This window comes from Salinicola sp. JS01 (genome assembly GCF_030284585.1).
Lineage (GTDB): Bacteria > Pseudomonadota > Gammaproteobacteria > Pseudomonadales > Halomonadaceae > Salinicola.
In genome coordinates, this window is the sequence record NZ_CP127244.1 from 981,247 (window position 1) to 993,593 (window position 12,347).

Here is a 12,347-nt window from a genome sequence, read left to right on the forward strand (position 1 = left end):
ATGTGTGGCCGCTTTGTCCCCCTGTAGCGGCCTTCTCAGCCTGGCCTCGTCCCTCAAGCTTCCTCCCACTAAATTTGGGCTCAAACAGGGCTGGAGACTCAGCTTTCGGTTTAAATTCTGTGCTAAAAGCGGCCATTAATGGCGATTTAGTGCTTGAAGATAAACCGGTGTGGTTTATTCTTCACTCTGAAGACGGAATTTAAGGCCGCTTTTGGACGTGAAAATAAACCAGCTGCTGCACAAGATCCCGTATGGCGCCGTGGTGACGACAGCCTGGCTGGCGTCACACGGCGTCACCTCGGATCAGGCGCGTAAGCTGGCCAGCAGTGGCTGGCTGCAGCGCGTTGGGCACGGTGCCTATTGCCGGGCGGGGGATCCCCTCACCTGGGAGAGCGCTGTCTTCGCCCTGCAGACGAGCGACGACACGGGCTTACCACCGCTTTGGCCGGGTGGCCAGACGGCCCTGGCACTGCATGGCTTTGCCCACTATCTGCCCATGGGGGAGAGCACAACGCACCTGTATGGAAAGGAAGCCGTTCGGCTGCCCCGGTGGTTGAGTGACGTCGAGTGGGCAGGGCGGATGGTGCTCCACTCTGAAAAGGGCCTGCCAGTGCAGCTTCCCGGTAGCTTCACGGACTACGCGCCGGATGGCAGGGCCTTCAGCTTGCAGGTTTCGACCCCCGAGCGAGCGGTCCTGGAGTGGGTCGCCGTGACGCCGAATGAGCTGCTGTTCAGCAGTGAGCTGGTCGACACCTTCGGCGGGCTCAATACGCTGCGTCCTCGCCGGCTGCAAGCATTGCTGGAGGGGTGCCGTTCGGTGAGAACCAAGCGGGCCTTCCTGGTGCTGGCTCGCCACGCCGGGCATGCCTGGTACGGTCGTCTGGAACCACGCCGACTGGACCTCGGCAAAGGCAAGCGGCAGCTCTGCCAGGGCGGCAAGCTGGACAGGGAATATCACGTGACGGTGCCGGAGGCGTTCCTGCATGCCGATTGAAGCTCGCTACCACGAACAGGTCCGGCTGCTGGTCTCGCTGCTGCCGTTTCTCAATGACGAGCCGTGCTTCGCCCTTAAGGGCGGCACGGCCATCAACCTCTTCGTGCAGCCATTACCTCGTCTATCGGTCGACATCGACCTGGCCTACCTGCCGCTGGAGCCCCGTGACGAGGCACTGCGACGCTGTCGCGAGGCGCTGCAGCGGCTGGCAGAGACCTTCAGCGCCCGACTGCCAGGCGTGCGCGCCGAGCTTCAGGATAATCGCCGAGACGAGCTGAGGATCCTGGTGCGTCGAGGTCGCAGCCAGGTGAAGGTGGAGGTATCGCCGGTAGTACGCGGTACCCTGCACCCGCCCCAGGAACGCGATGTCGTGGAAGCTGTGGAGGACGATTACGGTTTCGCGGCGGTGCAGGTGGTGTCACTGCCGGATCTATATGGCGGCAAGATCTGCGCCGCGCTGGATCGCCAGCATCCCCGGGACCTTTTCGATGTGAAGCTGCTTCTGAACCAGGGCGGACTGGATCGAAGCGTATTCGAAGGCTTCCTGGTCTATCTGCTGGGGCATCCCAGGCCCTTGAACGAAGTGATCAACCCACGGCTGAAACCACTAGGCGACGTCTATCGACAGGAGTTTGTCGGGATGGCCAGGGCCGATATCCCATTGCAGCAGTTAGAGGACGTCCGGCACGAACTTCTGACGCGACTGGGACAGTTGATGACGGATGAAGATGTTCACTTCCTTCTGGCCTTCAAGCAGGGGGCGCCTGACTGGGCGCTGCTTCCGCTGCCGGGCGTTGATCGGCTGCCTGCCGTGCGCTGGAAGCTCTCCAATATCCAGAAGATGAAGCCCGACAAGCACCGTCAGTCACTTGAGCTATTGGAGAAGGCGCTGGGTAGCCTTCGGAGATGACCCCTAATACCCCCCGGCGGTGTACCGGCCTAAGTAGACTTCTCCTTATATCCCTGAGGCGCTAGGCTGTTACGCATAATTACGCCAGGCGCAGGGGATGATATGGCGGGCAGCAGGGAGGCTCAGTTCAAACGGGGCACCATCGAGGCCAGGACGCTCCATGGCTGGCAGGTCGGAGCAGCCGACGGCTACGACTGTGAGGTGGAGGATTTCGCCGAGCTGGAACTGTCCCACTACCGCTTCACCAAGCGCGAGGAGAAACGCCTGCGCCTGGAGGAGGCCGAGGGCGACTACGGACTCAGCCCGGTCAGCGAAGTGGGCTCAGGCAAGCCCCACGATCCCGAGAAGCAGCGCCTGGCCGAGATCATCGACCGGCTCAACGACCTCTACGGTGCTGAGGTCAGCGACGACGACAAGCTGCACTTTGCCAACGGCATCGCCGACCGCATCGAACGCGACGAAGCGGTGATGGCCCAGGTCCACGCACACAGCGAAGACCAGGTGATGCACGGCCTCTTCCCGAAGAAGGTCACCGACGCGGTACTCGACGCCCTCAGCGACCACGAGAAGCTCAGCATGCCGCTGCTGGAGGATGAAGAGACAGGCAGACAGTTCGCGCTGTTGATCCTCAAGCTGCTGGCGGGGAGGACCGAGGGAAATGTGCGATCCAGTAGGTGATTTATCCACCTATGGGTTATTGAGGTTTTGTCTCCCGTTTTTTCAAAAAGAGATAAGAAAGTGATATTTAAACAAATTGATTGATGAGTGATATACCTATGGAAGAGTTCGAGGTAAAACTGGATAGCCTAAAGCAGCTGCTAAGCTCTCAAAGCAATCAGAGTTGGCTCTTTGGAGCAGGTGTTAGCTATGACTCCAATATCCCTCTGATGTACCCGCTGACAACTAGAGTTGAGTCAATTATAAACTCAAGATCTGGTGAAAACGAGAAAGAAATCCTTGGCAGGCTCAAAGAAGATCTTAGTGACTCTAGCCATGTCGAGCACTATTTAAGTCATCTTGGCGACCTTCTTGCAATTGCAGAAAGATCCAGAGGAAAGAAGTCTGGGATTGGAGGGGTGAGTTATAGTAGAGAGGATTTGAAAAGCCTTTACTCAGAGATAATTAAGGCGATCGGAGAAACTGTTAGATATGGATATAAAGCGGGAGATCCGGATTCGGAAATAGAAGAGGTTGTAGGCACCGCAGAAGAGCCTATTGTTGAAATCGACCCTCACGTTCATTTTATAGAGGCTCTGTCGCTGAGTCAAGCAAACTTGGAGCGAAGATCCAGGATCACGTTTTTTACAACCAATTACGATACTTTGTTAGAAGATGCTCTGGGTTTGCACAAAAAGGCTGTATGCGATGGCTTCACTGGTGGCGCATTAGGGTTTTGGAACGCGGAGGAGGAGTTTTCAAGACCTATTGCTAACTCTGCAACCTTCCATGTCTATAAGCTACACGGGTCAGTAGACTGGCACCGCGATCCTGAACACGGGCTTTTAAGAGTCAGGTACGGCACAAAGTATCTCTCTGATCCTACAGATATAATGATATACCCACAAGCAACAAAATATGTTGAAACTCAAAAGGACCCCTTCGCGACCCTGTTTTTGGGGCTCAGAAGAACACTAATGCACCCATATCAGAACACGTTAATAACTTGCGGGTACAGCTTTGGTGACAACCATATCAATGCAGAAATAGAAGGCGCGTTAAAAAGCAATCAGAATACAACGCTAATAGCATTTATAAAAGAATCGCCAGATGAAGAATCAGGCATTGCTGTTCATGAGGTTCTGGATCGGTGGCTGAGCGACCCCAAAATCTGCCAAAGGATTTATGTGGCGGGTGAGAGTGGGATTTATCATTCATCGACCAAACCAGTTTGCGAAGAAGGAAAAAGTTATAACTGGTGGAGGTTTGATGGGCTGACAGAATTTATAAAGACAGGTGAGTTATCATGAAAGATTTGTTCATCGCCCGACAAGAGCTAAAAATTGGGAAGTTGATAGAGGTTACAGGAAACAGCCTGCGTATAGAAATTGACGAAGGTTTGAGCGAGCTTATCCGCGCCGTCGACGGACAAGTATACCCTATCGGCCAAATGGGGAGCATAATAAAAATTCATTTTGGAAGGAAGCTGCTATTTGCTTTTGTTAGGTCTCTAAGAATGCGTTCTGAGATTGATTATGACGACCAGTCAGCCCCAATTAGCGCTACGGATGATGCACGTATATTAGAAGCAGACCTGTTTGGAGAAGGGGCATGGTCTTCTGGAAAGAAACGCCTTGAGTTTTCCAGGGGTGTTGAAACCTATCCACTACCCCTCCAGAGTTCCTATATCTGTTTAAATGAAGAGCTTGAGGCTGTCTACAAGGCAGCTGAATTCAACGCACAAGAAGAAGCAGCTAACCCTATGGTTCCAATTGGAAACTATGTTGGGGGTAATAATGCAATATGTCGTGCCAATATTGATAAACTGTTTGGCCACCACTTTGCGATATTAGGTTCTACGGGTTCTGGGAAATCGGGAACAGTGGCATCGATTCTTCATTCGGTGCTAGATCACAAAGTTGGAGATAGCAGCCTAAAGCCAAAAATAGTAATGATAGATCCGCATGGGGAATATGCTAAGGCATTCGGAAATCGTGCTAAGATTTTTCGTGCATACAATAACGTAGTGCCTGCACAGGCGGAAGAAGAGCAAGACGTCAAGGAAACAAATTCTCATCTTTTAAAAACACCTTACTGGTTAATGTCAAGCGATGAGCTAAGATCCCTAATCATTGGAAAAACTGAGCATGAAGCGACTTCTCAAAACAATATTGTTTATGAGGCCATTACTTATGCCAGGCTGTTGGAAAGCGGGCTGGTTAAAGATGTAGGCGACAATCCCGTAGGGGGGCAAGAGCTAGTGCCTGAGGATGGGGTTGATGAATCCACAATACTTAATTTTGACAGAGATAGACCTCTCCCTTTTAAGTTGGCACAGTTTATAAAGCATGTGGATAAAGTCCAGGGGAGAAAAAACCAGAAAACGGAAGATCTTGCTCCTTCATCTCGTGATAAAATTGACAGTATCTTAAAAAAGTTAAGAGTGTTAACAAGTAATCCTCAGTTGAAATTCTTGCTTGAAGAGCATGCTCAGGAGAGTTCTCCTTCTTTGGCTGATGTTCTTCGGCAGTTTGTCGGTGAAGAGTCAGATGAAGACATAAGGATTATAGATATCTCAGGTCTGCCAAATGAAGTTGCCGGGCCTTTAACCGCACTAATCTCTCGGCTACTGTTTCAATATAAAATTTGGCAGACTAGAAGCGAAAGAGAAAAAGATCCCGTGCTTTTTGTTTGCGAGGAGGCTCATAGGTATGTTCCCAACCATGGGGAAGCTCAGTATCGTGAGGCTCAGGATGCAATCAGAAGAATTGCAAAAGAAGGTCGGAAGTATGGCCTTGGACTTGGGTTGATATCTCAAAGGCCGTCGGATGTAGAAAGCACTGTACTATCACAGTGCAACTCATGGATAGTTCTTAGACTATCTAATTCTAGTGATCAAGAGCATGTTTCCAAGTTTCTGCCAGATAGCTTAAATGGACTGACTCGGATGCTTTCATCTCTTACTAGACGTGAAGCAATATTTGTTGGTGAAGCAGCTGCCTTACCTAGCAGGATCCGGGTAAGAAAGCTTGATAATAGCAAGCTTCCTGACTCAAATGATATAAAATTTGCAAAAGGCTGGTTGTCTGATGAAACTAATATAGGTGAGTTAGAAGAAATTACAAGGCGATGGCAAACAAATAATTAACAGACGAAGTCGTGTACTTTTCTTCCGAAAGGCGCCCGCGGGCCTCAGGCAGTTCCGTGGCCTCTGGGAGACAGACGGAGACTCGGTAGGGGGGAAGTAATAGTTCGCTTACGGGAGTAAGCGCTGAGTTCGGCCTCGATCATCGGGGCCGTTTCCAGAACGGTATGGGACCTCTCCTGGCTGGTCCACTGGTCGGGCTTGATGGATCTTGATGGCAAAACCTGTCCTCGTGCTCTGGCCTGTTTCCGCGAATTGTAGGGGGTTTTTGCTGTGATGCCTTACTGCGCGGCCAGTTCCGAGATGGTCATGTTCATGGGTGTTGCCATCTTCTTGAGAATGGATTCCTTACGCTCTTCGGGGGAACACACGTTAATCACCTCTCAATCCGTTTAGATGTCAACTGCGTTGACGGATAGGGCCTCCCAAACAGTACATTAGCGGTACACACACCAGCTTCGTATGCTATCCTCAGCCTTCGCTAACCTACTGATTCCAAAGAACTGTACCTTTCGCTCGATTACGGTTGCTTTTCCTTGAATATCAGTAACATATTGATTTAAAAGCGAACTCATAATCCCTTAGTCGTAGGTTCAAGTCCTACTGGGCCCACCACAGCTTCCCGTCTCTCAGGTCTACCCCGTACCATATCAGGGCTCGAGTGCCTGCTTTGAGCTGCCTGTGCCTAAGCACTAGCGTCGCCAACTGATGCGCTTCGAACTCACGAGCCCGAGGGTTGTGCGATGCAGCACTCGCAGTCGACTTGCCGGGTATCGAGACGAACCCGAATGCTTTATGACGTTTCGAGTCACGTCTGTTCGAGATCACTCTCCTGATCAAATTGATCCCAGTACGGGGGATCGCCGAAATAGCCCGCCAGGAAGTCGACGAAGCAGCTCACCTTGCTCGCCAGCAACTGGCGATGGGCATAGACCGCATAGAGGGACAGCGGTTCGGGCTCATGTCGTGGCAGGACGATCCGCAGTTTTCCCGATCCGATCGCGGCACCCGAAATGAAGGTGGGCTGCAGGACGATGCCGGCACCAGCGATGGCCGCTTCGACCAGTACATCGCCGTTGTTGCTGATCAGGCCGCCGTCAGCGTGCTGACTCCGCCCCGGCAGCCCGCGGAAGGCCGACTCGCCGGCATCCGGTTCCATGTAGCTGTAGTGAAGATAGCGATGTGCCTTGAGGTCGTCCGGATGGCGGGGCACGCCGTGCCGTTGCAGATACTCGGGCGAGGCGCAGAACACCACGCGTACCGGGGCGATTCGCTTGGCGATCAGCGATGAACTCTTCAGGTGGCCGATCCGCAGAGCGATATCGAAGCCCTCTTCGACGATGTCGACCTTGCGGTCGTTCAATTGCAGGTCGATGCCGACGCCAGGGTGTGCGCGTTGGAAGTCGCTCAGCAGCGCTGCCAGATGGCGGCTGGCGAAAGACACCGGGGCGCTGATCCGCAGCAGGCCCCGGGCCTGGGTATGCAGGTCGCCGAGCTGATGCTCCATGTCGTCGATGTCGTTGAGAACCTGCTGAACACGCTGATGATAGTGCCTGCCCGCTTCGGTCAGGTGGATCTTGCGCGTGGTGCGGTTGAGCAGGCGTACCCCGAGGTGCTGCTCGAGCCGGGAAACGTACTTGCTGACGAGCTGGGGGGACATCGCCAAGCGCTCTGCGGCTTGGGTAAAGCTGCCTTCGGCGACCACGGTGACGAAGGTGCGCATGGTATCGATACGGTCCATCGCTCACTCCAAGGGGCAGGGAGAGCCATATTATCAACATGATGTTGTTAAAGAGCCAATGATCGTCATCTTATTTTCGTTTTCCGGTGACAGTAGAGTGGCGTCATCACTCAGGGGCAGGGCCCCTGGAACACGACAACAGACCAAGAATCGAGGTGATGCTCATGAGCAAGCAATTCGTACGGACCCTGCTTCACTCCCAGGCCGGTATCGCTGCCCTGGTCCTGCGGGTCCCGGTGGGGTTGATCCTGGCCGCCCACGGATCGCAGAAGCTGTTTGGCTGGTTCGGTGGCTATGGGCTGGAAGGCACCGGGCAGTGGATGGCGAGCATCGGGCTGGAGCCGGGCCAACTGATGGCGTTGATGGCCGGGAGTGCCGAGTTCTTCGGCGGGCTGGCACTGGTATTGGGTCTGTTGACGCGTCCGGCGGCCCTGGTGGTGGCCTTTGCGATGCTGGTGGCCATTGTCTCCGTGCATATCGGCAATGGCCTGTTCATCGCCAACAACGGCTTCGAGTATGCCCTGAGCCTGTTCGTGGTCATGCTGGCACTGGCGATTCAGGGCGCGGGCCGGTTCTCCCTGGATCGCGTGCTGGAGGCGCGCTTCGTGAATGCCGGAAACGGACAGCGCGCTAACAGAGGTCGCTGAGGCCGGTATCTGGCTAATCGTCAGCTTGAGTGGCCCTCCGCGTCGAGCGGGAGGGCCCTCGCCACGGAGCACTACGGGAGTACGGGATCATGTTGGTCGAGGGAGTCTGGAAGGAGAATTGGCAGCCGGTTCAGGCGCAGGACGAGCAGGGGCGTTTCATCCGTCAGACCTCGCCGTTTCGCCACTGGATCACGCCGGACGGGGCACCGGGTCCCACCGGTCAGGGAGGCTTCAGGGCCGAAAAGGGTCGTTATCATCTGTATGTCGCCTACATCTGCCCCTGGGCCTCGCGCACGCTGATGGTTCGCGCGCTGAAAGGGCTCGAGGAGGTGATCGGCGTCACGGTCGTCAATCCGTGCCTGACCGATCAGGGATGGCGGTTTGGCGGTTACCCGGGCGCCGACGAGGACACTCTCAACGGCGCGCGCTACCTGCACGAGCTTTATACCCGTGCCGATTCGATAATCTCCGGTCGCGCCACGGTGCCGGTGCTCTGGGACACGCTGACTGGGACGATCGTCAGCAATGAGTCCGCGGATATCGTGCGGATGCTGAACAGCGCCTTCACCGGCATCGTCGACCGGGGGCCGGATCTCTACCCGGCCGAGCTGGCCGTCGAGATCGAGGCCCTGAACGCCTACCTCTATAAGGATCTGAACAACGGCGTCTATCAGGCCGGCTTCGCTACCACTCAGCGGGCCTACGAGGAAGCCTACGAGAAAGTGTTCGCCGCGCTGGATGCAATGGAAGCGCGGCTGGCCGATGGACGAGCCTATCTGTTCGGCGAGCGTCTGACGGAAACCGATCTGCGCCTGTTCGTGACCCTGGTACGCTTCGACGCCGCCTATCACGGACTGTTCAAGTGCAACCGCAACACGCTGCGCGCCATGCCGAACCTGCACGCATACATGACGCGAATCCTGGCTATCGACGGTATCGCCGACACGGTGCGCATCGACCATATCAAGGCGGGGTACTATTCCATCAAGGCACTCAACCCCAACGGGATCGTGCCGGCCGGGCCCGGCGTGATCTGAGGTCAATCGATGATGTCACGACGCCGGGTCGTGACGGGAGGACGCGTAGTCATGAGCAACAACACCGATGTGCTTTTCATTTCCCATGGCGGCGGGCCGCTGCCGTTGCTGGGTGACCCGGATCACCGCGAAATGGTGGCGCGGCTCACCGAGATCGCGGGCCAACTGCGCAAGCCTGCGGCCATCCTGATAATCAGCGCCCACTGGGAGGCATCGCTGCCGACCATCACCTCGGGGGCACGGCCGGGCTTGATCTACGACTACTACGGGTTCCCGCCCGAGTCCTACCAGATCGAGTATCCCTGCCCTGGCGAACCGGCGCTGGCGCGGCAGGTTCATCAGGCGCTGGAGCGGGCCGGGATCGCGGCGCGGTTCGACGACCATCGGGGCTTCGACCATGGGGTGTTCGTGCCCCTCAAGCTGATGTACCCGGCGGCGGATATCCCCTGCGTGCAGCTGTCGCTGGTCGACAGCCTGGATGCCGAGATGCACCTGGCCATCGGCAGGGCGCTGCGGGCGCTGGACGTCGACGACTTGCTGGTGATCGGCTCCGGTTTCTCCTTCCACAACATGGAGGCGTTCTTCGCGCCCCTCACACCGGAGATCGAGGCGCGCAACCAGGCTTTCGAGGATTGGCTGGCGGCGACCTGTACCGACACGCGCCTCGCGGAATCCGAGCGCGCCGAGCGCTTGATCCACTGGGATCGCGCCCCTTATGCCCGCTTCTGCCATCCCCGCGAGGAGCATCTATTGCCGCTGCAGGTATGCTACGGCCTGGCGGGCCGGCCCAGCGAGCCGCCCATTGTCGCCACCATCCTGCGGAAAAAGGCGGGGATGTTTCATTGGCAGGTGCCCGCGTAAGCTCGCCGGTCGACGCGCCAGCGGGCTCGCAATGGCTGGTCGCGGGGTAAGCCGCCTGGAATCGCCTTGCCCGTGGGTCCACGGGTTCTGCCGTCTCATGCCGACATGAAGTCGTTCCAGCGCCGGACCAGGTAGTTGTGCTCGTCCATGACCGTGTTCCACACGGCGATACGGCTCATGCGCGTCAGGTAATCTCCGCCATCGCGGATCTCGCCCCGGTGGATCAGCCCGCTGGCGCCGGATGGGGCGGCCAGGTCCTCGGCGGCGGGCTTGCCGGCGTACCAGTAGTCCCATTCGGCGGGCGACAGGTGGGGGCGGGTCAGCTCCGGGGTGGATATGTAGTAGCCCTGGCGGGCCATGACTGCGCCGGGCCATCCGGAGATCCACCAGTTGAGGTAGTCATAGGCGGCATCGAGCGTGCGGCCCTTGGCATGGCGCGAGATCGACATGCCGCCGTACCAGGCGCGGTAGCCTTCCACGGGCGAAGCCATGCGCACCTTGATATGGCGTTTCTTGAGGTCGGTCATGGCCGGCGACCATAGACTCTCGATACCGACTCGGCCGCGCACCATGTCGGAAGAGGCCTGGTCCTGGTTGCTCCAGAACGCTCGGAAGTGCTGTTGGCGCTTGAGTGCGATCAGGCAGTCGATGAGGTTGTCGATCTCAGCCACGCTGAGATTGCCCAGATCCTTGAAGTCGACCAGGCCTGCCGCCTTGGCGGCCAGCGCTGCGTCGATCGCGCCGATGGCGCTGTCGTTCTGCAGGCTGACCATGCCGCGCCAGCGCTTGTCCAGCAGCCAGGCCCAGCTCTCCTGATCGCGACTCAATCCGTCCGGCAGCATGTCCAGGCGGTAGCCGAAGCTGTCGACGTTATGACTGACCGGCAGCATGGTGATGTGGCCGCTGGGGCGAGAGCCGCAACTGCCATCGGGCTGGATATAGAGACGATCGACCGGATTGCTGCCGGCGCCCAGCGGCGCGTGTGGCGTTAGGCGCCCGGTCTTCGGCAGGGCGTTGATCTTGTCCCAATTGTCGATGCGCGCGATATCGATGGGTTGGATGGCGTTGGCCGGCCACACGAAATCCACGTTGTGAAACCACTGGTCGTAGATGTCGAAGCTGTCCGGTGCCAGCACGCCGGCCCGTTGCGCGGCGACGCCGTCGAGCACATCGAACGTCAGGCGAATGCCCAGGTCGGCCCGCGCTTGCCGGCGGATGCTTTCCAGCAGCGTGACCGAGGTACCCAGCACGCGCAGGCTGACCGGGCCGCGTTGAACGTAGGGTCCGCCCGGCACGGCGGAGGGTACGGCGTTAGGCATGGGAGATCCCCGGGCACGGGTGGTCGCTCACGGCGCTCATGAAGGCTTGCAACGAGTCTGCCACGCGGCTGGCCGGGATACCACGCGTGATGAAGATGAGCTCCGAGCGGCGGTCGTCGTCGGGCCAGGTCTCGACGTGCTCGGGGGGATGAATGGTGTGTTGTACGCCGTGGAGGATGACTGGCCGGGGGTCGTCCCTGACGTGCAGGACTCCCTTGACCCGCATGATGTCGTTGCCGTGGCGGTTGAGGAGCATCGACAGCCACAAGCCGAAGCAGGTCCAGTCCAGCTCGCCGTCGAAGGCCAGACGGAAGGCGCTGACATCGCCCAGGTGGCTTTGCTTCTCGGGGCTGGCCGATTCGCGCCAGGGGCCGAGCCAAGTCCTGACCCGGGCGCGGGTGAAACGCTCGAGATGGGGACCACTGGCGAACAGCGCGTCGCTGGGCTGGTCCAGAGCCTCGCGGCCCAGTCGTTGCGCGGCGGGGTTGATGGTATCCAGCAGGTCGTGGAGGTGGTCGATGCGGGACGTATCGACCAGATCGGTCTTGCTGATGACCAGCTTGTCGGCCACCGCGACCTGCGCTTCCCACACGGGGTGGTGCTGGCGGCTGTCGATGGCGTTGACGGCATCGACCAGCGTGAGGTTGGTCCCCGGGCGGAGATGGTGGCGCAGTACGGGGTCGGCGGTAATGGTGGAGGCGATCGGGCCGGGATCCGCCAGGCCGGTGGTTTCCAGCACGATGCGCCGGAACGCGGGAATCTCGCCGTTCTGCCGCTGTGACAGCAAGCGCCTCAGGGCGTCCGACAGTTCGCCGCGAATCGTGCAGCAGACGCAACCGCTGGAGAGCAGCACGGCATCCTCGGCGATCTCGCCGAGCAGCCGGTCGTCGAGGCCCACGTCGCCGAACTCGTTGATCAGCACGGCGCTGTCGCCGAAGGCCTCGCTGGCCAGTACCGACTTCAGCAGGGTGGTCTTGCCGCTGCCCAGAAAGCCCGAAATCACATGCACCGGTAGCAACGCAGTCGTGTCGCTCAT

The 12,347-nt window shown here is 57.8% G+C and carries 11 protein-coding genes; 8 read left to right on the forward strand and 3 right to left on the reverse strand.

Translation table 11 applies throughout. The features are described 5' to 3' along the window. The first annotated feature begins 217 nt into the window (after positions 1 to 217). The 5 genes from QO259_RS04460 to QO259_RS04480 all read left to right on the forward strand — a co-directional run bounded on the left by QO259_RS04460 (position 218) and on the right by QO259_RS04480 (position 5,709). Positions 218 to 994 carry a type IV toxin-antitoxin system AbiEi family antitoxin domain-containing protein gene (locus QO259_RS04460; protein WP_285951962.1) on the forward strand — a complete coding sequence of 259 codons (777 nt, stop codon included), beginning with the start codon at positions 218 to 220 and terminating at the stop codon, positions 992 to 994. After that, complete coding sequence (locus QO259_RS04465; RefSeq protein ID WP_285951963.1) at positions 984 to 1,904, forward strand: nucleotidyl transferase AbiEii/AbiGii toxin family protein; 921 nt, start codon at positions 984 to 986, stop codon at positions 1,902 to 1,904. The genes QO259_RS04460 and QO259_RS04465 overlap by 11 nt, the downstream gene beginning before the upstream one ends. Positions 1,905 to 2,006: 102 nt before the next feature. Next, a complete protein-coding gene (locus QO259_RS04470) occupies positions 2,007 to 2,582 on the forward strand; it encodes a hypothetical protein (RefSeq protein WP_285951964.1) in 576 nt (191 codons plus the stop codon). A 98-nt stretch (positions 2,583 to 2,680) separates the two neighbouring features. Beyond that, the gene (locus QO259_RS04475; protein WP_285951965.1) at positions 2,681 to 3,871 is read left to right on the forward strand and encodes an SIR2 family NAD-dependent protein deacylase; all 1,191 of its coding nucleotides are present in this window, start codon (positions 2,681 to 2,683) and stop codon (positions 3,869 to 3,871) included. Then, positions 3,868 to 5,709: an ATP-binding protein gene (locus QO259_RS04480; protein WP_285951966.1), complete on the forward strand. Its 1,842-nt coding sequence runs from the start codon at positions 3,868 to 3,870 to the stop codon at positions 5,707 to 5,709. Before QO259_RS04475 ends, QO259_RS04480 begins: the two co-directional genes overlap by 4 nt. Before the next feature lie 805 nt (positions 5,710 to 6,514). On the opposite strand, the gene QO259_RS04485 is transcribed toward QO259_RS04480, so the two are convergent. Further along, positions 6,515 to 7,447 carry a LysR family transcriptional regulator gene (locus QO259_RS04485; RefSeq protein WP_285951967.1) on the reverse strand — a complete coding sequence of 311 codons (933 nt, stop codon included), beginning with the start codon at positions 7,445 to 7,447 and terminating at the stop codon, positions 6,515 to 6,517. A gap of 164 nt (positions 7,448 to 7,611) precedes the next feature. Here QO259_RS04485 and QO259_RS04490 point away from each other — a divergent pair, with 164 nt between their 5' ends. The 3 genes from QO259_RS04490 to QO259_RS04500 all read left to right on the forward strand — a co-directional run bounded on the left by QO259_RS04490 (position 7,612) and on the right by QO259_RS04500 (position 9,992). Continuing rightward, positions 7,612 to 8,094, forward strand: coding sequence for a DoxX family protein (locus QO259_RS04490; protein ID WP_207035047.1), 483 nt, complete (start codon positions 7,612 to 7,614; stop codon positions 8,092 to 8,094). 89 nt (positions 8,095 to 8,183) lie between these two features. Continuing rightward, entirely contained in the window at positions 8,184 to 9,131 is a 948-nt protein-coding gene (locus tag QO259_RS04495; RefSeq protein ID WP_285951968.1) for a glutathione S-transferase family protein, read from the forward strand. Positions 9,132 to 9,182: 51 nt separating this feature from the next. Then, the gene (locus QO259_RS04500) at positions 9,183 to 9,992 is read left to right on the forward strand and encodes a DODA-type extradiol aromatic ring-opening family dioxygenase (protein WP_285951969.1); all 810 of its coding nucleotides are present in this window, start codon (positions 9,183 to 9,185) and stop codon (positions 9,990 to 9,992) included. Positions 9,993 to 10,087: 95 nt separating this feature from the next. On the opposite strand, the gene QO259_RS04505 is transcribed toward QO259_RS04500, so the two are convergent. Further along, positions 10,088 to 11,311: an ABC transporter substrate-binding protein gene (locus tag QO259_RS04505; RefSeq protein ID WP_285951970.1), complete on the reverse strand. Its 1,224-nt coding sequence runs from the start codon at positions 11,309 to 11,311 to the stop codon at positions 10,088 to 10,090. Then, a complete protein-coding gene (locus QO259_RS04510; RefSeq protein ID WP_285951971.1) occupies positions 11,304 to 12,347 on the reverse strand; it encodes a CobW family GTP-binding protein in 1,044 nt (347 codons plus the stop codon). Before QO259_RS04510 ends, QO259_RS04505 begins: the two co-directional genes overlap by 8 nt.